The sequence below is a fragment of the Paenibacillus konkukensis genome (assembly GCF_023523925.1).
Lineage (GTDB): Bacteria > Bacillota > Bacilli > Paenibacillales > NBRC-103111 > Paenibacillus_S > Paenibacillus_S doosanensis.
Window position 1 is genome coordinate 2809132 of record NZ_CP027059.1, and the last position, 24320, is coordinate 2833451.

Annotated in this window: 17 protein-coding genes; all 17 read right to left on the minus strand. The window is 52.8% G+C overall.

Annotation, left to right across the window (positions count from 1 at the left end; all coding sequences use genetic code 11):
* Window positions 1-108: 108 nt before the first annotated feature.
* The 17 genes from SK3146_RS11890 to SK3146_RS11970 all read right to left on the minus strand — a co-directional run bounded on the left by SK3146_RS11890 (window position 109) and on the right by SK3146_RS11970 (window position 24191).
* Window positions 109-5520, minus strand: a complete 5412-nt coding sequence (locus SK3146_RS11890) for an autotransporter adhesin family protein (RefSeq protein WP_249865280.1) — start codon at window positions 5518-5520, stop codon at window positions 109-111.
* Window positions 5521-5794: 274 nt separating this feature from the next.
* Window positions 5795-8851 carry a hybrid sensor histidine kinase/response regulator gene (locus tag SK3146_RS11895; protein ID WP_249865281.1) on the minus strand — a complete coding sequence of 1019 codons (3057 nt, stop codon included), beginning with the start codon at window positions 8849-8851 and terminating at the stop codon, window positions 5795-5797.
* Window positions 8852-8870: 19 nt separating this feature from the next.
* Entirely contained in the window at window positions 8871-9980 is a 1110-nt protein-coding gene (locus tag SK3146_RS11900) for a response regulator (protein ID WP_249865282.1), read from the minus strand.
* 592 nt (window positions 9981-10572) lie between these two features.
* A complete protein-coding gene (locus tag SK3146_RS11905; RefSeq protein ID WP_349655203.1) occupies window positions 10573-11127 on the minus strand; it encodes a DUF1697 domain-containing protein in 555 nt (184 codons plus the stop codon).
* A gap of 181 nt (window positions 11128-11308) precedes the next feature.
* Window positions 11309-12424: an ATP-binding protein gene (locus tag SK3146_RS11910; protein WP_249865283.1), complete on the minus strand. Its 1116-nt coding sequence runs from the start codon at window positions 12422-12424 to the stop codon at window positions 11309-11311.
* A 286-nt stretch (window positions 12425-12710) separates the two neighbouring features.
* Complete coding sequence (locus SK3146_RS11915) at window positions 12711-12962, minus strand: hypothetical protein (RefSeq protein ID WP_249865284.1); 252 nt, start codon at window positions 12960-12962, stop codon at window positions 12711-12713.
* Window positions 12963-13564: 602 nt separating this feature from the next.
* Window positions 13565-14158: a hypothetical protein gene (locus SK3146_RS11920; RefSeq protein ID WP_249865285.1), complete on the minus strand. Its 594-nt coding sequence runs from the start codon at window positions 14156-14158 to the stop codon at window positions 13565-13567.
* Window positions 14159-14585: 427 nt separating this feature from the next.
* On the minus strand, window positions 14586-15461 hold the full coding sequence (locus SK3146_RS11925; protein WP_249865286.1) for an Rpn family recombination-promoting nuclease/putative transposase: 876 nt from the start codon (window positions 15459-15461) through the stop codon (window positions 14586-14588).
* Between the two features lie 179 nt (window positions 15462-15640).
* The gene (locus SK3146_RS11930; RefSeq protein WP_249865287.1) at window positions 15641-16435 is read right to left on the minus strand and encodes an SDR family NAD(P)-dependent oxidoreductase; all 795 of its coding nucleotides are present in this window, start codon (window positions 16433-16435) and stop codon (window positions 15641-15643) included.
* A 74-nt stretch (window positions 16436-16509) separates the two neighbouring features.
* Complete coding sequence (locus tag SK3146_RS11935; protein ID WP_249865288.1) at window positions 16510-17670, minus strand: UxaA family hydrolase; 1161 nt, start codon at window positions 17668-17670, stop codon at window positions 16510-16512.
* A 98-nt stretch (window positions 17671-17768) separates the two neighbouring features.
* Window positions 17769-18089: a UxaA family hydrolase gene (locus SK3146_RS11940; protein ID WP_249865289.1), complete on the minus strand. Its 321-nt coding sequence runs from the start codon at window positions 18087-18089 to the stop codon at window positions 17769-17771.
* 182 nt (window positions 18090-18271) lie between these two features.
* Window positions 18272-19195 carry a fumarylacetoacetate hydrolase family protein gene (locus SK3146_RS11945; RefSeq protein ID WP_249865290.1) on the minus strand — a complete coding sequence of 308 codons (924 nt, stop codon included), beginning with the start codon at window positions 19193-19195 and terminating at the stop codon, window positions 18272-18274.
* 79 nt (window positions 19196-19274) lie between these two features.
* Window positions 19275-20048, minus strand: a complete 774-nt coding sequence (locus tag SK3146_RS11950; protein WP_249865291.1) for an SDR family NAD(P)-dependent oxidoreductase — start codon at window positions 20046-20048, stop codon at window positions 19275-19277.
* A gap of 32 nt (window positions 20049-20080) precedes the next feature.
* Complete coding sequence (locus tag SK3146_RS11955; RefSeq protein WP_249865292.1) at window positions 20081-20839, minus strand: IclR family transcriptional regulator; 759 nt, start codon at window positions 20837-20839, stop codon at window positions 20081-20083.
* A gap of 338 nt (window positions 20840-21177) precedes the next feature.
* Complete coding sequence (locus tag SK3146_RS11960) at window positions 21178-21972, minus strand: LutC/YkgG family protein (protein WP_249865293.1); 795 nt, start codon at window positions 21970-21972, stop codon at window positions 21178-21180.
* Window positions 21962-23464 (minus strand): LutB/LldF family L-lactate oxidation iron-sulfur protein, encoded by a 1503-nt coding sequence (locus SK3146_RS11965; RefSeq protein WP_249865294.1) that lies wholly within the window; start codon window positions 23462-23464, stop codon window positions 21962-21964. Before SK3146_RS11965 ends, SK3146_RS11960 begins: the two co-directional genes overlap by 11 nt.
* The gene (locus SK3146_RS11970; protein WP_249865295.1) at window positions 23448-24191 is read right to left on the minus strand and encodes a (Fe-S)-binding protein; all 744 of its coding nucleotides are present in this window, start codon (window positions 24189-24191) and stop codon (window positions 23448-23450) included. Before SK3146_RS11970 ends, SK3146_RS11965 begins: the two co-directional genes overlap by 17 nt.
* Window positions 24192-24320 lie beyond the last annotated feature (129 nt).

Here is a 24320-nt window from a genome sequence, read left to right on the forward strand (position 1 = left end):
GCAACTGCCTCCTATTCTAAAACCGTAAATACCCTCTTTTCTTTGAACAAAGGTAAAGGCGTCCTTAAAAGGAAGCCTTTATCCCCCGATAGCTTGTCATCCGTCCGACTATTGCTTCTTGCCTATAAAGAAGGTCGCATATTCGCGTTCCCGCTCCTGATTGCGGACGATAATCGTATACCAGCCCGCTTCCGGGAAGGTGACTTTATACTGCCCTTTCACCAAATCGCCGTACGAAACTTGACTTGCAATGTATTTCATTTGCCCTTCGCGATACAATCCCGGCTGATAGAACAAATCGTAAGTGCCCCATTCGTTGACTTGTTTTTGCCCGTCCACATTCATCACGTTAAATTTCTCAATGCTGAAGGTGAGCGTATTAGTATCGAACAATGCGCTTTCCACGCTGGAACCGGACAGAAGCACTCCGTCGGCAAAGATGAGCATGCCGTCGCCGGACACTACGGTTACGTCCTGATACGCTACCGCCGTATTGCCGACCTGATCCGTTGCGGTGTACGTGACGCGCTGCCGACCGAGCTTGCCCAGATCGAGCCCGCTGATTGCGACGCGAATTTGATCCGCCGAAGATACATTGTCGCTGACGGCGTATCCTCCCAAGTCGGTTAGGAAGTTGAAATCCGGCTTGTTCTGCGTCACACCGACCGAAGACATCTTCAATTCGATACTCGGCGCCGTGTTATCCAGACCTTGAATGGTCACGGGCACCTTTTTCGTATTGCCGAGCAGGTCGGTCAGAGCGACGAGCGTGGAACCGTCCGCCGAGAACGTTCTTGAATAGGTGAACGAGCCGTCGTCGCCGCTGATCCGGTTCGTATATTTGCCGTCGGCGTCTTTGGCGGGAGCCGTGCCCGCAAATACCATATTCGGCGCCGTAACGTTACCGGACAGCGTCACCTTCATCTTGCCTTTCGCATACGGCACGCCGTTAACCGTTACAATCCGATCCTCCGGCAGAGCGTTGCCCGCATCGTCTACAAACGTATACTTGATCGAGTCCGCTTCCGGCGGTGCGGAGATAATGTTGTCGACCGTTTCCTTCACGACCGTCGTATTGCCGTACACATCCGATACCGTGAAGGAAGCCGTACCGTTCTGCAGCAGCATCGCCGTATTTTTTCCGCCAGGTACAATAAAGTCTTTATCTTTCGGATTTTGTTTCACTACCGTTAATGTGACTCCGTTGGAAAACAGCACATTGCCGCTATCGTCGGTTATCGTTCCGAACGTCTTGCTGCCGTTGTCGCCGTAAGCGTAAGAACGCTCAATTTTCACCTTCGGCGCCTCTTTGTCGATATAATCGACGGCAGCCTTCGCCTTGCCCGTATTGCCCGCTTCGTCCACAAACTCGAATTCGAAGCTTCCGTTCTCCGTAAACGTGTAGGTCGAGCGTCCGGGAGGATTCGTTATTCTGACCTGCTCGGACAAATCCGTCAGCTGCACGGTCACATTCCCGTTCGTCTTGCCGGTATTCAAATATTCAACCGAACCGGTCGGCGGCGTAGTATCGATATTTTTGACCACGGCATACAGCGTCGATTTCCTGCTTGCATCGGCGTTGTCCGTCAGCTCGAAGGTGTACAGCCCGTTGGCATTGACATGGAACGTGTTGCCGCTGCGAACCGGAGTCGAAGGATTGGCTGCGGCAGGCACGACTTTAATGCCGAGCGGAGCTGCGATATCGATATCTACTCCCGTTTCCAGGCTAGCCGGTCTGTCGCTGCTTAAGCTGGCTAACGCGTACACCGGCATCGTCTTGGGCATATTCGACGCATCCAGATTTTTCGGCTGGCCAACGACGCCTGCAGACGTTCTGTATTTCACTTGAATATGCAAATCGTTCGTGTTGTTCGTCGGCACTTTCAGCGCGACGAAGTTCGTATAAGGACGCCACTTGACCCAGCTTGCTCCGTTATCCGGAGATACCGAGAAATCGTATCCGCCTTTATCCACCGTGCCGGTATCGAGACCGAGCTGCACGATCGCGGTATAACCGTCCTCCTCGTCGCCGTACAAATAAATCAGATCCGATTGCACATCGGCCGGAGGCGTATTGGCGTTCTCGGATTTGGAGACGGCAAACACTCCCGTCGTTTGGGCGATAACGCCGTTCTTCGCCCCGTCCTTAGCCCATACGTACAGCCGGAAATTTTTTTGCTCGCCTGGCTTCAAAGCCTCATTGGTAATAACGGCTTTGCCGTCCTCCGGCAGATCGATCCAGCCCGGGGCATCCTCCGCCGGCGCCGGAAGCTGCTCGTCGATCCATTGGTACTTTATCAGCTCGATAGGCGCTTCAATGTCTGGATTCACGGGTACCGTGACCGTCACGTTTTGCGAATCTTGCGGATAAGCGACTCCACTTTTGCTGAAGGTGACGACCGGAGCCACGTTATCGAATTTATATTCTTTGGCAAAGAAATATTTTTTCTCGAAGCCGCTCTCATTGATTTTCACAAGAATATGCACATATTGACTGCCGTTTTTACCCGGATCGGCGGGCACAGTGTAAATCCGGTCTCCGTTATCGCCGTTGGCGTAAGAAGAGAATGCCGTGAAAGAGGATTCCTCCGGCCTTACCGGACTGGAGCTGTACGCATATCCGGCAAAAGTCGCATAGAGCGGATCGCCCAGAGAGAGCAAGCTCGCGCCGTATGCCGATTGCGTTACCGTCCCGTATGTCGTTTGGGCGACCGTGTTCCCATATGCCGAAGCCGTCACGGTCGACAGCGTCAGCGGCGAGATGCTTCCCAGTCCCGTCAGCTTAAACTGAACGTCATGGCTTTGCACAAAGCTTGGGCTTGCTTCCGTCAGATAGCTTCCGCTGATCCGCCCGGAAGAATTGACCGTTACGGTCTTATCGTTATGAACCGTCCGTTCGTTGCCCGCATTATCGACCGTTCGGACGTAGAGCCAATACGCCCCGTCTTCCACGACTTCGTTCTGCGTCGTCAGCGTTGCGCTGTCTCCGGCCAATTCCACCGGCATCCAGGCCGCATCCTGAGGCTGGCTTCCGTCCTTCACCCACTGATACGAGCTGCTCGCGACTCCGCTGTGCTCGTCCGTAATTCTGACTTTCACCTGAACGGCAGGCGTATTGTCTCCGGCGATTTCAACGTAAGCGACCGCAGGCGCCTTGTTATCCAGCTTGATCGTTCCGACGCTGTGAACCCAGTTGGAATCTTCCTTCTCGAAGTCAGTCAGCGGCCATACGGCCAAATCACCGTAGCTGCCTACCTTCTCCAGCGCCTTATTGTCGGCGTAAAAGATTTTATCCGCTTCGGAGCCCGGAGCCTCGGCGATCCAGCCGTTGTATTCTTCGGGATGCTGTTGTATGTAGGTTTGCTTCTTGGTGTACTGCATCAATTCTCTTGCCGAATCCCAAGTCATGTCCGACGTCCATGTATGCAAATACCATTCGCCGCTCTTCTCTTCGGTTAACGCTTCCGCAGGCAGCGCGATCAGATTCGTTTTGTTATTGGCGACGCTGAGCTGAATGTTGCTGCCCGGATACAGATCTTCGCCGGGCTGCTTGGCCGACAGAGAAAACCGCTTGAGCGCCGCAAAATGATCTCCCGCTTTGTCTGCAAACGGATCGGTCGCGCTTCGGCTCCACATATAATAGACCAATCCTACGGCCGGGGAGCTGGAGCCCGTCATGTTCGACGGACGATAGATGCCTCTGCTCGGCCTCACTTCTCCCGGTCCCTTCGGATCAAGCGACGGCACGATCAGCGGAGGATCGTTGGCGTCGATCGTCACTTTGCCGTTCTTCTGATAAACCTGATCGGTCGCCCCTCCCGATTCATAGCGGTAGCTGATCTCCGGCTGCGTGTTGTCAATCGACAGCTGCGCCCAGTCAATCTTCGAATTGACGTTGGCCGCATCCTCGCCGTCTTCCGGATCGGTGAAAATCCCTTCATAGTTGGCCGGCTGGACCAACATATTGCCCGCGTAATCCTGCAGCACGCTCGTATCCTTATTCTCGCCCGTCAGCGGGTCGATGACATTCGCCGTATTCGTCAAGGCAATCGCCTTCAGAAGCGGCGCTTCCACCGTAACCCCGTCGGGAATCGCGAGATGGAACGTCCATTTGTCGGAATTGTCGCCCTTTACGTACGTCGCTTTCATCCCGTTATTGAGCAGTAAATAAGTGTCGTTCACATCCCAACCTTTTTTAACCTGGGCTTCCTCCGTCAGCTGCACGGTGAAATCGAAGGCGTCGTTCTTGTTTAAAGTGACCCCGGTCAAAATTTCCGGTTGAATGCCGTTGCCGACCTTCGTATATTTAGGAGGCACCGCATCGACAATGACCCGAAGCCCTTGGTGATTATAGTCGAAAGGGTTGACGTTTTTGCCTTGCAAGTAGCCGCCTGCTGCGCTGCTATCGTCGCCCGATTGGTTGAATTTGGAATAATCGAGCACAATATTGCCTGCCGCGTCGGCGAGAACGGCTCCTCTGAACTTTTGCTCCAAAGAGGAATCGATGTCAAATACGGAGCCGCTCTCTCCGCTGGCTTTTTCAAGCTTCGGTTCGAGTGGCAGGTTGCCGCTATGATGATACTTGCTGGCCGTATATTTGTATTCCAAGCTTTTATTTAACGGTACACTGAGCGCACCTTTGGCAAAATCCGCCGCCGAGTAGTTTACGCTCTTCAAATATTGCTGCTCTCCGGCCGCCGGCAGTCCGGTTCCGGCCGGGTTGACAAACAGCGGATGTCTCAGAAACGGATCGTTATAGGCCGAGCTTAACGTAATCGGCCTTACCGGCTCGCTGAAATTGTACGCCAGACTGAAATATTCATTTTTTTTGGCGTACAGCTCAGTTTGAGCCGGTTCTATCTTTTTATTTTCCCTGAAAGCGCCGTTGCCCTTGAATGTATATCCCGTCAAAACCGGACGTTTAACGTCTTTAAATCGAATATATAAGCCTCTCGGACCGGACGGAGCGTCCGTCTCATCCCGCACTCCTTTTACTACGACGTTAATAACAGAGTTCTCCGTTATATGTATATCGCCGGATTTGCTCGAACCAGCACCGCCATGATAAGCTAGATCATAGACTACCTGTTGGCCGTCGACATAACCCCACACTTCCGTCCCTTGCCAGCATTTCGGAATACCAAGAAAACCGCAATGCTCCTCAACCCACTCTAGATAGCTCCAGCCGATAGCAACCGTTGCGTCCCCGCCTTGGGCAAGAGCTTTCAGCTGCGGATTTTGCGCGACATTGATCGTAAAATTCATGGTATCGCCTTCATGGACAAAAAGATCTCCGTTTACAAAATCATGATTCCCCCCGATACCGCTATAGCTATATCCATCGGTTTTGCCTATGAAGTTGGCTAACGCATTTTCCGGCGAATGGGAGCAGTTCCCGATTAACACTTGAGTCGATCCGAAGCGAACCTCCTGATCTCCGGACCCGCATTCGCCGCCCGCCGCCTCCGCCTTCGGCATATCCCAAGGCAGAAGAAGCGAAAACAGCATGCATAAGCTCAAAACGATAGAGCAACATCTTCTTGCCGTCTTGCTCTTCAACATTACAATGAAACCCCCTCTATAAAATCCTTACAACCCATTTCCTATTCACGGCAAACTGGGACTAACTTATTATTTTTTTCCATCTTACGACAGCGAACCTTAAAGAAACCTTAAAAACTAGGTCTTTCGACATAATCTGTATGAAATTTCACCAAAAAGGACTGTCGTCCCAAACAAAAAACGACAACCTTCTCCCGATATTCACATCGGGGAAAGATTGTCGTTTTTGTCGTCACACGTTGGAGTGAAGGACTGCTGCTAACGGAATCAGCACCGTCACTTTGGTTCCGTTTCCCGGCGAGCTGTCCACTCGCAATTCCGAATGATATTCATATTTGAGCCGCTTCATAATATTTTTCAATCCGACTCCCTGGGAAGCCTCCGAGCTCGGGTCCAGCAAGCAACTAAGCCTGTCCTCTCCTATACCGACACCGTCATCCTCGATTTGGATGCAATAATGAGCGTCCGTCCGGTTCGCCTTAATTTTCACCGTGCCTCCCTCGGTTCGGCCTCCGATCCCATGCCGGATCGCATTCTCAACGAGCGGCTGGATCAGCAGCGGGGGAATGCTGACACCGTACATCTCTACTGCTATGTCATACTCAATCCGCAGGCGGTCTTTAAATCTCGTCCGTTCGATTTCGACGTAAGAACGGATCAGGTTCAGCTCCTGTCCGAAGGAGGTTCGTTTCTGGACATTGCTGAACCGGAAGCTTCCGCGCAAATAGTCGGCCAAATCCGTCGTCAATTTACGCGACTGTTCTTCGTCGGTATAGCTTAGGGCGATGATCGTATTCAGCACGTTGTACAAGAAATGGGGCTTGATCTGGGACTGGAGAAACGCCACCTCCAGCTCGATCGCCTTCTCCAGCGACTCCTTCATCAGCAGCAAGCCCTTGATTCTCGCCTTCAGCTCCATCGCATCGAACGGCTTCGGCAAGAAATCGTTCGCCCCCGCCTCGAAGGCGGCGAGCTTATCCTGCGGCTGCGCCGCCGTCGTCACCATTAATACGGGCATTTCCAGCAGCGTATACTTTTGACGGATGTACTGGCATACCTCATAACCCGACATTCCCGGCATCATCAGATCGAGAACGACCAGATCGACCGCATTCGGCTTATCGATCTGCGCAACCGCCTCCAGACCGTTCTTGACGGCAACGACATTGCAGCCTGTCGGCGCCAGCGCATCGAGCAATATTTTCAAATTGGAAAAGTCATCGTCGACGATAAGAATCGTATGCTTACCCAAGTTCTCCTTATAATAGGGAGTAGGGAACGAATAATCCTGCTCGTCCCGGGCTCTGACGTAAGCGAGTTTGTTCGTGCTCGCGCTCGCACCGCTGCCGGCGGACGGCAAGCTGATGGTGAACACCGTTCCTTCGCCTTGGACGGACGACACCTCGATAGTGCCGCGCTGCAGCTCGATCAGCTGCTTCACGATAGGCAGTCCAAGCCCGAAGCTCTGAAGGCCTTGCGACTCGAAGGACTGGAACGGTTCGAAGATGAGATCGAGCGCCTGAGGGTCGATTCCCGCTCCCGTATCCGCCACCGAAATTTCGATCATTCCGTCCCGCTCCGCCGCTGACACTTCGATACTCCCGCTTACCGTATGCTTCACGGCGTTATCGAGCAAGTTGTTCAATATTTGCCGAAAACGGTTTTCATCCGCAAGCACATTCGGCAAATTTTCCGGAACTTTGTTGATCAAAGCGATCGGTTTACCTGCCGTTAAGAAGGAAAAGATTCGCAGCACAATGTCCACCGTCGTACGAACATCGACCGCTACCGGACGAACAGTCAAATCTCCCTGCTTCAGCTTCGACAAGTCCAATATATCAAGCACGAGCTGCGACAGCTTGCGGCTGATGCTAAGGACCAGCTCCAGCTTCTCCTGCTGCTCCGGCGGCAGCGGATCGCGCGCATCCTGGACCATCGATTCGGAAATCGTAATAATGCTGTGCAGCGGCGTTTTGAATTCATGCGATGTTTTGGAAAGGAAATCATCCTTTAATTTATCCGCTTTGAGCAGCTGCAGCGAAAGCTGTTCGTTCTTCTTGAACTCGTTCGAGAACCGGAGCGACATGAGCAGAGCAAGCATCAGCAGCACGAGAATGACCTCGTACGGAAAAGTAAAATACAGCGGTGCGTTCGTGTAGACGTTGAAGCTTTGCGCCAAGGAATGATAGTTTAACGAAATAGCTGCCACTACCAGATACAAGCTGCCTTCCACCCGATGAAGCGCGGCCAGCACGTAGACATACGTCGCATACAAAAACGGCGCCGTCGCATAAAAGGTCGTCATCAGCAATAACAACCTGCTATTGTGCACATCCACAAGAGCCGTGATCATGAGCACGACCCCCAACAGGAGCCCCGTATGGATGACCCACTTGTGGCAAAAAGGACGAAACGCCGTATAAACGAACAAAAACAGCGACATGCAGGCGGCATATACCGAAATCGACTGCAGGCGAATATAAATGCCGTACGGTACGAAGTCGAATAAGACGAACAGCAATCTTTCGCCGCGCGTCGACAAAAACATGGTTACGAATATGCATAGAAGTCCAAAGGTAACGAGCGAATAATCGTTTTTACGCTGGGAATACAATCCGATGAAATACATCCCCATAATGAAAAAGCTGCAGATGGAGATTAAATCGCGGGCCAGCGCGATATCGCGCAAACTGGAAATTTGATTCGAATAACCGAAATAGATGGAATTGGGAATACCGCTGCTCGGCAAATAATCGTAGTTAGCCACCTGCACGATAATTTCGTTCCAACCCGGCTGCAAAGAAAAATAAGCGACGTACGGCTTATTGCTTCCCACGTACGAACCTTGATCCGGCAAAGTTCCCGCCGAACCGATTTCCGTTCCGTTGACGAGAATACGATTAGCCATTTGAATCGATAACGTCTTCAAGCCGTACATCCGGTTTCCATCGTCTACGCGGATGTGCAGCCGGTAAGTGGCTAAACCGAACGGCTTCATCCGCTTGCCCCAGGAACTCGGCAAATACATCGTCTCCGGAGATGGGGATGAGGATGTTTCCACATAAGCCTGCAACTCCTCATGCCCAAGCAGCCTGCCGGGGTAAAACTCCCATTCTCCGTCCAGCGCCACAACGCCTTTCTCGGCCAAGGGCCAGCCGCTTAAGTCCATGCGCCCGCCGGCTGCAAGCGGCGTGCCATTATCGCGAATCATATACAATTGGTACAGAAATCCGTAGGAAACGATCAGCATGATCAATGTTACGGCCGCTGCGGCCAGCTTTTTTCTCATTCGTTACTCCCCAAACAAATTAAGCGAAGCTTTGATACAAGCGCACGGTCTCTTCTTCCAGCTCGACGCCCAAATTTTCCCGCACCGCATGATCGAGCTGCCGGAATATTTTTAACGCCTCGTTGCGTTTGTCCGTATTGATGTACAGTTGGATTAAATCCCTGCCGTCCTTCTCCGAATCGGGAGAAACGTCCAGAACGCGCCGTAAGCTGTCTGCCGCAAGCACAACGTTCCCGTTTCTCATAAAATGGCTGTACGCGATTCTTAACGTCCGGATATATCTGGATTTGAGGTCCTCCCGCTTCCACATCGCCCAGTCGAAATCGCAGTCCTGCAAATATTCCCCTTTGTGCAAGGCGTTCATTCTCTCGTACTGTTTCTCGTTCAGGGCTTCCTCGGCCGCCGCCGTTTCCGCTATAGCAATAAACTCCTCGACATCGCTTGTCATTCCGGTTGCATCGATAGCATAACCTCTGCCGATTTTATTGACCTTCAGATCGAGGCTGCTGGCCTGAAAGCTTTTGCGCAAGTATGAGATGCACGTATACAAATAAGTTCTCGCTTTAGTCAGCTCGGACTCCGGCCAAAGCGAGTTAAGAATCGTTCCAGCATCAATCTGATTCCCTTCGTGATGCATCAAATAAGCGCACAGCTCCCGTTCCTTATTCGTTTTCCAAGGAAGCAGCCCGCCAGCCGTATGGATTTGAAATCCTCCGAAGCACTGCACGTAGATTCCGGCTCCGCTTGCAGCCTCAACGCGGCTTTGGACAGAAACCGCCTTCGCAAGGCGCGCTACAGTGTTGCGCAGCCTATCCTTGGTGAACGGCTTCAATAAGTAATCGATGGATTGGATTTCAAAAGCTTCCACGGCGTATTCGGAATAAGCGGTTGTAAACACAATCTGAATATGCGGTACGATCGCTTTGATTCGTCTAGCCGCTTCCACTCCTAATATACCCGGCATTTGAATATCCAGGAATACGGCATCCGCCTGCAAACCTTCCATAGCTTCAATCCCCTGCAGCGGATTCGTAAAACGTCCGGCAACCGTGACGCCATCGATCTCACGCAATAAGATCTCCAAAATATTCAGAGCATTCTCTTCATCATCGATAAGTACAACGCGCATGAACTGAAATCACTCCTTGTTAAAAACCGTTTTTACCGCATGCCGTAGCAAAATTAGCGGTCTGCAGAAACGTTGAAGGGGCGGAGTTGTTAAAAAGACTGGAACCGATTCCAAACATTTGCGCGGTATTTTGCTGTGTAGATTGTGACAAGCCCCAAAACGAAACGATACTTCGAAGGTGATTCCGTCCGCATCCAGCTTCGGCTAGATCTAACTTTTCGCCGCACTTCGACATCCTTCGCTAAGAGGATTATACACCGCTGAATCTGAATAAATCCACTGCTTCGACACTTAAATTAAAATTTTTCCTACCGGGGAAGTGTGCGATTGTCCGTTTGAAGCGGCTTAATCCGCCGGCAGAGTTCGAGCGCCTCCGGACTTACCCGAGAGGCTCTCCAAAAAATGGCCCGCATCATTTCAAGCTTTGCGCAAACCCGCTCCGCCATGTCGGATACGGCGGCGACCGGCCGTATTTCCTCTGCCGCCGCGAGGACAGCCTCGCGGTCGAACGCGTCGATAACGACAGTTTAGCCCCCTCAAGATGATCTTAAGCGCCATTATCATTGATGCGCACGTTCGATCCGCTCGCTCGTTATGCCATCGCCGTTCCTAAAGCCAGCAGTTTATTGACCGTCTTCCAATTGCGCACGGTAACCGGAACGTCCAGCTTGTGCAGGTTTATCGCCAGCTTGGAATCGCGTACGCTGTAGCGGAACAGAAGGTAAACGTCGCGGCCGTCGATGCGGTACTTATCGTTGTCGGTCCTGTATTCGCTCAGCCGTTCTGCCTTTTCAGGCAAAGGCGCTTCAGGCAAAAATGCAACATACAGACTCTCCGCATCGGACGCCGCCTCCGCTTCGGCAATTTCCTCATCCGAGAACGGGCACCCGGCGGCAACCTTTTTCCACTCATCCAGCGTTCTTACCACGACGGCGACGGCGAACCCGAGCCTCGCCTCCAGCTCGCGCTCCAGCCGCTGGCGCAGCGGCCCCTCTTCCTCATCGGCTTCAAACAAAACATTGCCGCTTTGAATATAAGTTTGAACCCGACCTAGACCCATCTCTTCCAAAATCGTTCGCAAGTCGGCCATTTTAACCTTATTTTTGCCGCCGACGTTAATTCCTCGCAACAACGCTATGTAAATCATTATCCGGCCTCCTTATTTATTTAACGCATCCCCGCCGTAATTCACAGCCTCAGCCGTTCTCCTCCGTGCGAGCGGCCCCGGCCAGACAGGCGGCCGTCCGAGTGCGAAACAACTCAACTATCCTCGCGTTCCAGGACGCTCTCGGTACGGCTGCCCCATATGACCTTGTAACGGAAAGAAGTTATTGAATGCGAATCCGCAGCCCGGGATAAGCCTCTCTCAGCTCTGCGGCACGCGCTTCGATCTTCGCTTTATCGAACCGTCCGGCGAACAGCTCCTGCTCGGGCTTAAACGTCACGCTCGTACCGGTATCATTCGTCTCGCCGACCGTCATAAGCCCCGATCTCGGAATGCCGTGCCGGTATTCTTGCCGGTAGATCCCCCCATCCCGGCGGATTTCCACGCTCAACGAATGCGACAGCGCATTGACAACCGCGATGCCGATCCCTTTCTCCGCGCCGGGCGCTACGAACGAAGATGCGGAATGACTGAACATATCCATCTTCGTCAAAATAGACTGCACCGTAGGCTGACCGGTTTGCGGCAGCAACCGAGTCGGAATGCCCCGGCCGTTATCCGCAACGGTCGCGCTGCCGTCGTCATGTAAATAGATGCCGACCTCGCTGCAGTAGCCTGCCTCATGCTCTTCAAGCGAATTGTTGACGACCGCCCACAGAAGCTGATGGAGATCGTACCCTTCCTTGCTGGATGCACCCAAATAGCTGTGCGCTTCGTCGCGCGCTTCGGTCATAGCGATATAATCGCTGGTATCGATTAAATCCGACATAGCGGACAACAGCAGCAAAATAGAAAAGCGGCGGTGAGACGGGATCGTATAGCGGCCTCCCCGTTCTTCCTGCACAAGCAGATCCGCACCGGTCAAAGCCTTCAAATGATGGTATAATTGCCCGGTCGTTCCCATATTCAGCCGTTCTACCAGCTCCGCGCCGGTCAAAGCCTCATCCCATAGCTCCAGCAGCAGATCGAGCCTCTGCTTATGGCCGAGCGCAGCCAGCACCTTGGCCGCCTTGCCCCTATTAAGCCCCAGCAATTCTCGCGAGGCTTTCTCCTGCGGTTCGCAGCGCACCGTCTGCTCCCCGCTGCGGTAGTAGCCGGAGAAATACATGGCGCCAGCTTCCCCGCCTCCCCCTTGCACCAGCAGCTCCTTCTGCCGGTTATCGGCTGTTCCGGCCTCGGCAGACTTCACTTCCGCACCGGCCATGCTTCGCACAAGCCTTTCAAGCTCCGCCATTTGCGCTTTCAGCGCATCCAACTCCGCACCATAATCCCGGTTCATCTGGAGAACCACACTCCCTTCATAGATTCAATAAACGCTTAGGAACTACGAAACGAACATAATCACAAAAATACGTATTTACGTAATTATGTTATTACGTATATTTTAAACTATCCTCTCAAGGAAGTAAATACCTACTTATCTGCGAACCGCGGATTTTTTTGAACGGTCTGACGGCAAAAGAAACCATGCCGCAACACGCTGTGCGCAGCTATGGTTTCCTTTTTAGCAAAGAACCGGGATACCGGCGGTCTGATTCGCCTCGATACCAAACGGCCCCGAGCGGTTAATCGGCTCGCTCCCCCGCATCATTATGATTTCCGGCATCTTCGTTATCTGCTGCGCCTTCACCGGCTTGATTGCCTACCGCAGCGCCGATAATACCGCCCGCCACCGCACCGGCAGGCCCTAATACGGAACCTACGACCGCCCCTACCACGCCTCCGCCTATAGCTCCGGCGGTTACTCCGGGGTCAACGTCGGCGAGATCGGGCCGATTGCGGGCCGAACGCTCATCTTGTTCTTTACGCTCGCTCATTCTTCTCACATCCTCTGCTCGTATAGGAAAATGCCGCTTCTTGCCAATTTCCCTATTCTTAGCTTGTCCCATTCATACGTGAAGGATTCTTGTGCTAGCTGCGGTTCTATGGAGAAATCCGTTTTTAAAAATAGTATTGCGTCTACTATCGGAGCACAGGAAATATTGATAGTTTTGCATATTCTATATTAAAGAAAGCAGGGGAGGTGAGAATATGTACGCCATACTATCCGTTTTATCCCAAATCGGCTTAGGCACCTTGATTCAAGTTGATTCCTTCGGCGTTTCTCATATCGGCAACTATGGGGGATGCCAAAACGGCGCGGTCGTTTTAAACAATGTAGCGTCCGGAACGGGGAATACTGTTCATATTGCCATCACATCGATTATAGCGATTCACACTCTCTGAAAATGGAGCTGCAGCAGGGCGGGGAAAGAGCAGAGCCACCTCTTCGCCCTCTATTTTTTTGCTTCGCCGCATGTCATCGGCTGCGACCCGCAGCCGCACAAAAAACCAAGAGCTCCGCCGAGTCCCTTGATTTTTTAACAGCCTGGGTAGTATGCCGCGCGTATGGATAATCACGCTCCTTTTACAATCCATTTTATACAAGCATCAGATGCTTGAACTGCTCCATCGCGATGTAATAGCGGAATTTGTTCAAATCTTCGGGAGAAATGCCGTGAATCTCCGCGCCGTAACGAATCGTACGTTCCATAATATGCGCGTAGCGAACAATAAGCTTCGGATGAATGCACTCATCGTCGCAAATCAACATGCTGTCGTAAACATAATGCATCCGGATGGAAAAATCATCGACCTCAAATCCGAGGCCGTACCGGCTCACATCGGTAATACGTACGGCCGTCGTCTTGAAGTCCTCGCTAATGGTTGCAAATGTGTTCAGCCTAAAAGGGCTGACCGCCGGCTTATCTTCATTTAACCAGGCTTCGACTTTACACTCCGGCCTTGCTTTTATTTGGAACAATTCCGAATCGACAGGAGCCAGGAGCACCTTGGATTGGGAATGATTCAGTATTCTCATCGATTGACGGCTGCTTTTATCGAAGCACAGCACCATCTCTCCGTTGATGAGAGCATGATCCTCCCGGAGCGTAACCTCCATGAGCCCATGCTGATCGTAACCGACTTGGCCCTGGTACACCTTACCTTTGTGAAGCAATTGGATGTCTTTCATACAAACCACCTCCTAAACTTTCGGCAATGAAGGTCGGCATCTTTAACGGCTGCTGCGTTTTGCCTTTGACGAATCGTTGCTGATCATAGTTCTACTATAGGAGATAAAGTTTTAAAAAGTATAAGACAATTATTAGGAGATTATTAGAATTTATGTCGCAATTTAGCGAATATTGTCGATTTCTCCGTTTGATTTATTAACAATATGTCCCTTTTCCTGATAAAACCTAACATCACTTCCGTACTTTATACCTACGGCGCATTTGATTCGAGACTTGCGTTGGTACATAAGGCGGGAGTTGAGGGTAAAATTTCGCCCTTTCCTCCACCGTTCCCTCTTTGGTCCCGCTTTTGGGCTGCAATCCCTTTCCGTCAATATCGCAAAAAACAGCCGGCTCCTGCAGCGCGGCTGTCTTGTTATATTTCATTTATTTAAGAGAGCCGAGCGTGCTGATCTCTTCTGTCGACATTCCCGTCGCCTTGGCTATGGTTTGAATATCGATTCCCAGCTCCAAAAGCTTGAGCGCCGTTTCCGCTTTGCCTCTTTCTATGCCTTTTTCTATGCCTTTTTCTATTCCAATAGCCAGCCCTTCCTCCAAAGCCCCTTCAATCCGCGATTTTTCATCGCTAAGCGCCTTCATACGGGCGTCGTAAGCCATCCTTGCCGCCGCATCCTGACTCAAAAATTCCAATGTATCCATCGCCTTTTTCAACATCGGCTCATTCATCGTCAACACCTCCCAGTTGGATTTGTCCGCACCCTTCAGGAACATCAGCCAATTGACCAGACCACCTCTGTCCAGCGGAACGAATTGTTGATCCAGCTTCGTAAGCTCTATCACATGAATCTCGATATCGTCCAAAAGCGGAATCCCTGTGTGATCCTCTCGCAAATGGAATACGCTGTGGTAACGGTCATTCGGCAGGCTGGAATAATTCAGAATATTGATCGTGACGCACTTTTTCAGCTTCGTGTAATTGCTGCCCTTCGGAATCTGATGGTAGTACATCTCAGACCAGTAGAATAAAGTTCGCTTCTCCATATGGTATGGATTGAATAACTGCATCTCAATGTTCAAAAGCTCCCCTTGTGCAGTACGGGCCTTGATATCCATAATCGATTGTTTATCATCGGGGCTGTCTGGCTCCGTATATGGATTCAGCAGGATAATCTCCGTTAACGGGGGCTCGCCGGCATCCCGAAACGTACTGTTCAAAAATGCCAGCAGCACATCCTTGTTATGCTCACTGCCAAATATGCGTTTAAAAATAATATCCACACGGGGATCAAGCATGTCTTGCATCGCAAAATCAACTCCATTCCTTTCTTGTTTATTATATCATTTTCAAGACGGTATAATAAAGAAGTACAAAGTACGGCTAATAATAACGTTGGAATGACCTGATTTGGAAGCTGCCCCTGTAAGCGAAAAAAAGCCCCTCGGATTAAATCCCGAGAAGCTTGAGCCTGCGATTATTTTTATTAATGCTCCATATGATCTTCAGGCTGAGCCGCTTTGACTGTCAAGCCGCCGTCAACCATCAGCAAATGGCCGTTGATCTGCATAGCCTCATCCGAAGCCAGAAATACGACGGCGTCGCCGATTTGGCGGGCCGTTCCAAGACGTTTCATCGGATTCGCTTCGATCTCTTTGGCGCGAATTTCCGGATCGGCCAAGAAATCGGTACACATATCGGTGTCGACCGTACTCGGGCCTACCGCATTGACGTTAATGTTATATTTGCCCAGCTCGATAGCCATGCCTTTGGTCAGCATGTTCGCGGCGGCTTTAGACGACTGGTAATGCGGGATGACCGGACTTGTTACGACAAGGCTTGCCGTAGAGAGGACATTGACGATTTTGCCGTAGCGCTTCTCGATCATTTTCTTCGCAGCCAGCTGAGAGCTTAAGAAAATCGACTTTACATTCGTAGCGTACGTGCGGTCCCATGTTTCTTCCGTTACTTTCATAAACGGTTCGAACGGAGCGATCCCCGCGTTGTTCACCAAAATTTCAACGTCTCCCAGCTGCTCCTCCACTTGCTTGAACATCGCTTCCACTTGAGCCTTGTTGCCCACATCGGCTTGCACGACGATCGCTTTGCTGCCCAGCGCCTCGATCTGCTCTTTGACTTTCTCAGCCAATGCGCGCGAACGGTCCGACGTATAGTTAACGGCTACGTGCGCGCCTTCTTCCGCGAGACGAATCGCAATCGCTTCGCCGATTCCCCGACTGCCGCCTGTAACCAGAGCTACCTTATCTTTTAATCTTGCCATCTTCACGAATCCCCTTTCGCGTGAATACAACCTTATGGACTGCTCAGCGCAGTCATGTGACGCATCCGGATAGATTATAAGCTAGGCCCGATCCGGTTAATACTGAACTCGGTATGGCCGAGCACTTCCGCTTTCGTCAGCTTGCCGCTCGCAACCGCTTTGATCTCTTCCCAGATTTGATTGCCCGCGTCTTCGAGGCTCAAAGTCCCTTCCAGCATATCGCTGACGTCGATATCCATATTATCGCTCATCCGCTCGAACATCCGTTTATTTCCGGTAATTTTGATAACAGGAATGACTGCGGAGCCGGTTGGCGTCCCGCGGCCGGTCGTGAAGCAGACGAGATGAGCTCCGCCGGCGGCCATTCCGGATACGCATTCGATATCATTTCCCGGGGAATCCATGAAGTACAGTCCGTGCTTAGGCAGCTGCTCCGCATATTCGACGATACCCTTGATCGGCGCATTGCCGCATTTGCTGATACAGCCCAAAGATTTCTCCTCGATCGTCGTAAGTCCGCCGGCAATATTGCCCGGACTCGGATTGCCGCCTCGCATATCCGCGCCCATCCGCTCGACTTCCTTCTCGAAACGCTCGACGATATGGTATAACTGCTTCTCCGTCTCCGGTGTCGCGCAGCGGGAAGCAAGCACATGCTCCGCCCCGATGATCTCCGTCGTTTCTCCGATAACGACGCCGCCGCCTTGCTGGATCAGCGTATCCGCCGCCGCTCCAAGCGCAGGGTTGGAGGCAAGGCCTGATGTCGCGTCCGAACCGCCGCATTTGACGCCGATAATCAGCTCGCTGAAAGGAATCGGCTCCGGCTGCATCGCATCGAGCTGAGCGCGCATTTTCTTCGCCAGCTCGGTTCCATGCTGAATCGCTTTCACCGAACCGCCGACCGACTGAATGTCGAATACTTCGACGAGCTTGCCCGTCGGTCTGATCGCCTCTGCCAGCTCATGAGGATCGATCACCTCGCAGCCGAGGCTGATAATGATGACGCCGCCGACATTCGGGTTTTTCCCTGTCCCCGCCAGCACCTCGAACGTGCGTTCTTTGTCCGCTCCGATCTGGCTGCATCCGTGCTGATGCGGAATCGCTACCGTATCCGGCACCATTTGGTTGATTCGGCTGCACACTTGATTGGCGCAAATAACGGTCGGAATAATCAGCAAATGATTGCGAATCCCTACATCGCCGTTCGGTCTTCTGTAACCCATCATGTGACTCATATGTTCTCCTCCTAAAAGTTTTCGCAAGAAAACTGGCTTCGTAAGCGTTATAAGAAAACGTTTCTTGCGTAAACATTGCGCTTACTCTCTAATGTATATTATGCTTTGACCGCCTGATCCCCGCGGCCGCGAATGCCTTCAACGTTATGAATATGAACGTGCTGCCCCGCTTTAATGTCCGCTGTTGTCCGGCCGATCACCTCGCCGTATTTGCGAATATCAGTGCCTTGAGGAATATCCTCGATCGCCAGCTTATGGCCGAAAGGGATTGCATCAACAAGCACAATCTCATGCACTTGATCCTGCTTGCGGTAGCTTACCTTCTGTCCTTGCTGCAAATCTTTGATGGCCGTAGCCACGTGGTCTCTGGCGTCCATGACCAGCGCGTCGGCTCCTGCTTCGATATGATGTGCTGCCATTGTTTTGACCTCCTAGAGCTTTCCGTAAGGAAAGCTATCTTCGTAAGCATTCGCTGAGCTTTCCGTAGGGAAAGCTATCTTCGTTAGCGAATAGTGAATGCGCCGAGCTGCGAGCGCGCGGATCGTTCCTCCGATCGCCGCTTCTCCGGAACGATCGCGTCTGTCTGCCGCGTCTTCGCCGTTTAAACCTGCTCCGCGACCATTTTGTTAGTCAGCGAGCCGAGCTTTTCAATCTCGATCGTAACGACATCGCCGTCTTTTAAATAAACGCGCTTGTCTTCAGGCAGACCGAGCACGACGCCTTCCGGAGTTCCGGTCAAAATAATATCGCCCGGAACGAGCGTCATATGCTGCGAAATATAGCTGACGATTTCGTCGCAGTAGAAAATCATATCGGACGTGTTCGAATTTTGGCGAACCTCTCCGTTCACGATGCAGCGGACGGCAAGATCGTTCGGATTGCCGACTTCGTCCGCTGTGACAAGGTAAGGACCGAGCGGGCTGAAGCCGTCGCAGCTTTTGCCGAGCAGCCATTGATGCGTGCGCATCTGCAGATCGCGCGCAGACAAGTCGTTCACATTGCAATAGCCGAATACATGATCCAGCGCCTGCTCCTTGGAGACGTACTTCGCTTCTTTGCCGATGACGATAACCAGCTCGGCTTCGTAGTCGACTTGATCCGTAACCTTCACCGGAAGCGGCACGTCGGCCCCGTGACCGGTCAGCGTATTGTTGAACTTGTTGAACAGAATCGGAAACTTCGGAATCGGAGCGTTCGTTTCCTCGGCATGCTTGCGGTAGTTGAGCCCGACGCAAATGATTTTGTTCGGATGAGTAACGCAAGGGCCGAGCGTCAGATCGGATTCGGCGAGCAGATATGCCGCCGCCGTGCGTCCGGCCGCTCCCGCCAAAGCCTGATCCACATACGCTTGCAATGCCGCTACCGCCTGCGCGCCTCCGTCGATAACCTCATGCACCGTTTGCGGCACGGATTGTCCCGCCCCGGCGGGAACGGCTTGCAGAGCCGCGGCGATATGTACGATGCCCTGCTCCGTTTTCACTCCGAGCTTTTGCTGGCCGTTCTCGATAAAAGTAAGAAGTTTCATAATGGCATACCCTCCATAATAGTATGAGTCCTTATCGGTTGATAATTTGATCCAATAACGGCAGTTCCTAACGGACGGTTTAGGCGTTTTTGCCGAAGACGACGCCGCCGTCAATGTACAGCGGAGAACCCATCATGAACTTCGATTCGTCCGAAGCCAGGAACAACGCCGCTTTGGCGACATCCTCGGGTCTGCCCAGATCGCCGCTCAGCTGGCGCGATTTGAGCGATGCGTAAGCTTCTTCCTGATTGTCGTACGATTTTTTCAAATAATCTTCGACAAAAGGCGTCAGAATCGTTCCCGGAAGCAGCGCATTCACGCGGATTTGGTATGGCGCATAATCGACCTGCATGGACTTCGTCAACGCAAGCACCGCCCCTTTGCTTGCGGAGTACGACGCGCGTCTGGCTAGTCCTATCTCTGCGATACAAGAGGACATATTGATGATCGACCCGTTGCGCCGCTCCATCATATGCGGAAGCACATACTTGGAAGGCAAGTATACGCCGCGGATGTTTATGTTAATGACGCGGTCCCATGCGTCCGGCTCGACCTCGTGAATGGCTCCGACTCCGCTGACACCCGCGTTGTTGAACAGCACGTCAATGCGCCCGTAAGCGGCGATCGCCTGATCGACCATCGCTTTGACCGAGTCGGGATTCGTTACGTCGGCTTGCAGAAAAATCGCTTCGCCTCCGGCTTGCTTAATTTCTTCTACCGTTTCTTGCCCTCTTTCTTCGAGCAAATCATTGACGATAACGGCCGCTCCTTCGCTGGCGAAAAGCAGAGCCGTGCTCTTCCCGATGCCCGAGCCCGCTCCTGTAATCAACGTTACTTTATTCTGCAATCTCAATTGCTTCACGTCCCTTCCGGAATTATTAATCGCTATTGGCAGCTGCCTTGGGACAACCTGCCCGCAAGCGCGCAAATCTCCCTGCTTGCCTGCTCCCTCTTCTGCTCCCATTCATGCTGAAACATCGAACAGCTGATCGCCGCTATAACTTTTCCTTGCGCGTCCCGCACCGGGGCGGCCACACAGCAGAAACCCATGACGGCTTCCTGAAGATCGCAGGCATGACCTTGATCCCGTATGGCCGCCAGCTGTTCCATCAACTCGCGGCGCGACTTGATGGTATGCAAGGTTAGCTCCTGGCCCAGCTCCTCATTCGGGTATAACGCCTCAACCTCGGCCGGATCAAGCGCAGCCAGCATTGCTTTGCCGAGCGCCGTCGCGTGCGCGGGAAGCTTCATCCCCGGCTCCGAGGCGAGCCTGACAGGCGAAGGCATCTCCTCTTTGGCAAGATACAGTACATCCCGCTGCTCCAGCTTGGCGAGCTGAATCGTCTCCTGAATCGTATGCTTGGTTACGGAGGCTTCCTTGCGGAAGCGGTCGATCAAACTGAATTGCTTGAAAAAAACGTTCCCAATAAAACCCAGCTTCGATCCAAGGGAATACGTGCCCTCGGCTTCGCGCACAACCCACTCCAGCGTTTCCATCGTATTGAGCAGGGAAAACATCGAGCTCTTATTAATGCCGAGCTGCTTGGATAAATCGATAAGCTTCAGCTTGGAAGGCTGCCCGGAAATGGCTTGAAGCACGACGTCCGCCTTCTCCAAGGCGGGCACCCAGTATTTCTTTTCCATGGCTCCTCCTGAAAATGTGGTAAAAAACGCCGACTGCGCATGCGAAAGCAACTTCCTATCGCTCTTGCTCTATCTGCTTTTTCACCGGACTTTTAAACATAATAAAATCACGCCGATTTGGTTTTTTATACAAAACCATGGTTTTGTATATTTGACACCTTCATCGTACAACGGGTACATCTTTCTGTCAACGGATTTTTGCCCTATTACCGCCCCCGCATATCCGCTATGCTGCTCAGCTTGCCAAGCGCACAATCGGTTTCCGTCCTGGCGCATGACAAAGAGCCCTCCCCGCTTTCGGAGAAGGCCCTCTGCTATCTTTGTTACGCATTTAGCTTCTATTTAATGATAACCGCATACACTTTGCCTGGTCCGTGGATTCCGATCGTCAAGTCGTTCTCGATATCGGCGCTGCGGCTCGGTCCCGTAATCAGATTTAAAGACGAAGCATACTGGCTGCCGTCCGTCTTGCCCTGCGTAATGCCGCCGAATGCCTCGCCCATCCGGTATACGAGCTGGTCCGCGCGGAATATCGCGAACAATATTCCCGTCAGCAGACTGACCGAGCGGCCCCGCTCCGGCGTACATTGGAGGACTAGCGTGCTCGTGTTGGCGATAGCGTAATCCGGCCAGATGATGCCGAGCTGGCAGCGCTCCGTCCGTTTCAGCAGCTCGCTGCGCTTCGCCCAGTTGGAGTCGCCGCCTGCAGAACCTGCAGAACCGGCGGCTGTAGAAGCCTCCGACTCCGCCGCGTCGCCTTCCTTCCACGGAACGACGGTCACTCCGGCCTCGGCCAGCGCTTCATCCAAGCCGAGCTCGATAAGCCCCGCATGCTCCCAACGCGACGCTTGGGTTACCCCTTGCTCGGCTGCGACCTCTTTCAGCCAGGCGCCGATGCTTTCTTTCGCATCCTTCTCATCCACCACAAGCACTTTTCCCGTCAAAGCGGTCCAGCTTTGAATGAACAGCTCGATCTTCTCGTCCGTCGTCTTTTCGATCTGCTTATAGAAGTCCGGAGCTCCCATGAACGGCCGCTCCGGCGGCGTGGCCGAAGGCGCTCTGCGGCCGAGCCGCGACGAAATATTGGCGATAAAGGCCTCGCGGCCGTGAATTTGTCCGGTCTTAGTGCTCATGAGGCTTACCTCCCTTATTCGCTGGCGCTTCCGGGGCCTTCGCTACCACCGGAGCGTTCTTCAGCTCCTTCTGCAGCGCTTCCCAGCGCTCGCGGAACGACTGCTTCGGCTTCATCGGGAAGAAGCGCGACTGCGTCCAGCCGGACATCGGTCCCGGCCCTTTCTTGATATAGCCTTTGCTGATGAAAGGCTTCTGCAAATAATAGGCGGATTTGGTCGCCATTTTATACAACGTCACGTTCCCGAACGCCGTCTGGAACGACTTGAAGGCCGCGCGCTCGGCAAGGGGCGTCAGCCCCATCTTGACCTTGCGGGCGCGCAGCTGCACGAGCATATCGTGCAGCGGGATTTTGACCGGGCATGCCTCGTAGCATGCCCCGCACAAGCTGGAAGCGTAGGCCAGCTGGCCCGCTTCCTTCATGTCCTGCTGCAGCAGCGGCGTCAGCACGGCCCCGATCGGGCCGCTGTATACGCTGCCGTAGGTGTGTCCGCCCACGTGACGGTACACGGGGCACGCATTCATACAGGCTGCGCAGCGGATGCAATGCAGCACGTCCTGGAACACCGGATCGCCGAGCTGCGCCGAGCGCCCGTTGTCCAAGATGATCAGATGGAGCTCCTCCGGTCCGTCGGCCTCCCCTTCGCGGCGCGGGCCGGTAATCATCGACGTATACGACGTCAGCTTCTGGCCCGTCGCGCTGCGCGCGAGCAGGTTCAAGACGACTTCCAGATCCTCGTAAGTCGGCACGAGCCGCTCCATCCCCATGATCACGACATGCGTCTTCGGAATCGTGCTGACCATCCGGCCGTTGCCTTCGTTCTCCACAAGCGTAATCGAGCCCGATTCGGCGACGCCGAAATTGCAGCCGGTCAGGCCGATATCCGCCTCCAGGAAATAATTGCGCAGGCGCTGCCTCGCGTAGCCTGCAAGCACCTTCGTCTCCGGCGGGAATTGCTCCCCGGATTCGTTGTTGAACAATTCGGCGATTTGCTGCTTATTCTTATGAATCGCAGGAATAATCAAGTGCGAAGGCGTTTCCTTCGCAAGCTGCAAAATATATTCGCCAAGATCCGTTTCGATCGCTTCAATGCCCTTTTCATGCAGATGATGATTCAGATGAATTTCCTCCGACACCATCGACTTTCCTTTAGCTACCAATTTGGCTCTGCGTTCCTCGGCCAGCTCCATGAAAATTTTGACGGCCTCGTCCCCGGTTTTACAGAAATAAACATGGCCGCCCGCCTTGGCGACGTTATCGGTAAACTGGGTCAAATAATAATCCAGATTCTCAATGACATGCTTGCGGATTTGTTTGCCGCGCTCGCGCCATTCTTCCCAATGGCCGAAATCTTCCGCCGCCTGCAGCTTGGCGGATTTCAGCTTCTCCGTCGTGAAAGCTACCGCTTTGCGTAAAAACTGGTCGGCCAACGCTTCCTCGGTTCTTTTTTTCAGCCCTGTGCCGATCAATTGCTTCTCATCGACCTGATTCACCGTTCTTCACTCCTTCCTCCAGCAGCTGGGCGATATGCATGACGCGAATCGGCTGATTATCCTTGTTCAGCCGGCCGCCGATATTCATCAGACAGCCCATATCCGAACCGACCAGGATGTTCGCGCCCGTCGAGCAGACATGCCCCGCTTTCTCGCATACCATCGCTTCGGACATATCCGCCATCTTCACCGCAAACGTTCCGCCGAACCCGCAGCAATCTTCCTTCCTCGGCAGATCGATCACCTCAAGGCCCTTGATGTTCGACATCAGAAGACCCGGCTCCTCCTTGACCCCGAGGAACCGCGTCGCATGGCAGGAAGCGTGATAAGTCGCCTTGGCTTTCAACACCGCTCCGAGATCCGTCACTCCCAGCACATTGACCAAAAACTGCGAAAACTCGTACGTTTTGGCAATGAGCTCCTCCGCTTTCCGCTTCCATTCCGGCTCATTCTCGAACAACAGCGGATAGTAGTGATGAATCATCCCCGTACAGGACCCCGACGGCGAAACAACGTACTCGCTATGCTCGAAGGCGCGGATCAGCCCGCGGGCCACTTCTCTGGCTTCATCCTGGTAACCGCTGTTGAACGCCGGCTGGCCGCAGCATACTTGCGCTTCCGGGAAATCCACTTCGCAGCCGTAACGGTGGAGCAGCCTGACAACGCTTTCCCCTACTTCCGGATACAGCTGGTCCGCCAAACAAGTAATAAATAAAGAGACACGCATAAGGTTCCCTTCCTTTAACTTAAATTATCGATCGTATGTTATCAGGTTATCAGATAAGTTGATTTTTGAAAAGCTTTATTTGCATTTGCCGCAAAAGAACGAAAAAAGGCCGCACAACAACTGGAAGAG

What these genes read in the sequence shown, in the direction of transcription:
- SK3146_RS11905 (WP_349655203.1), bottom strand. Translation starts at nt 11,127, where the DNA reads ATGATTTACATAGCGTTGTTGCGAGGAATTAACGTCGGCGGCAAAAAT.
- SK3146_RS11935 (WP_249865288.1), bottom strand. Translation starts at nt 17,670, where the DNA reads ATGAGTCACATGATGGGTTACAGAAGACCGAACGGCGATGTAGGGATT.
- SK3146_RS11920 (WP_249865285.1), bottom strand. Translation starts at nt 14,158, where the DNA reads ATGAAAGACATCCAATTGCTTCACAAAGGTAAGGTGTACCAGGGCCAA.
- SK3146_RS11970 (WP_249865295.1), bottom strand. Translation starts at nt 24,191, where the DNA reads ATGCGTGTCTCTTTATTTATTACTTGTTTGGCGGACCAGCTGTATCCG.
- SK3146_RS11960 (WP_249865293.1), bottom strand. Translation starts at nt 21,972, where the DNA reads ATGAGCACTAAGACCGGACAAATTCACGGCCGCGAGGCCTTTATCGCC.
- SK3146_RS11925 (WP_249865286.1), bottom strand. Translation starts at nt 15,461, where the DNA reads ATGCAAGACATGCTTGATCCCCGTGTGGATATTATTTTTAAACGCATA.
- SK3146_RS11945 (WP_249865290.1), bottom strand. Translation starts at nt 19,195, where the DNA reads ATGAAACTTCTTACTTTTATCGAGAACGGCCAGCAAAAGCTCGGAGTG.
- SK3146_RS11895 (WP_249865281.1), bottom strand. Translation starts at nt 8,851, where the DNA reads ATGAGAAAAAAGCTGGCCGCAGCGGCCGTAACATTGATCATGCTGATC.
- SK3146_RS11900 (WP_249865282.1), bottom strand. Translation starts at nt 9,980, where the DNA reads ATGCGCGTTGTACTTATCGATGATGAAGAGAATGCTCTGAATATTTTG.
- SK3146_RS11955 (WP_249865292.1), bottom strand. Translation starts at nt 20,839, where the DNA reads ATGGAAAAGAAATACTGGGTGCCCGCCTTGGAGAAGGCGGACGTCGTG.
- SK3146_RS11930 (WP_249865287.1), bottom strand. Translation starts at nt 16,435, where the DNA reads ATGGCAAGATTAAAAGATAAGGTAGCTCTGGTTACAGGCGGCAGTCGG.
- SK3146_RS11910 (WP_249865283.1), bottom strand. Translation starts at nt 12,424, where the DNA reads ATGAACCGGGATTATGGTGCGGAGTTGGATGCGCTGAAAGCGCAAATG.
- SK3146_RS11915 (WP_249865284.1), bottom strand. Translation starts at nt 12,962, where the DNA reads ATGAGCGAGCGTAAAGAACAAGATGAGCGTTCGGCCCGCAATCGGCCC.
- SK3146_RS11940 (WP_249865289.1), bottom strand. Translation starts at nt 18,089, where the DNA reads ATGGCAGCACATCATATCGAAGCAGGAGCCGACGCGCTGGTCATGGAC.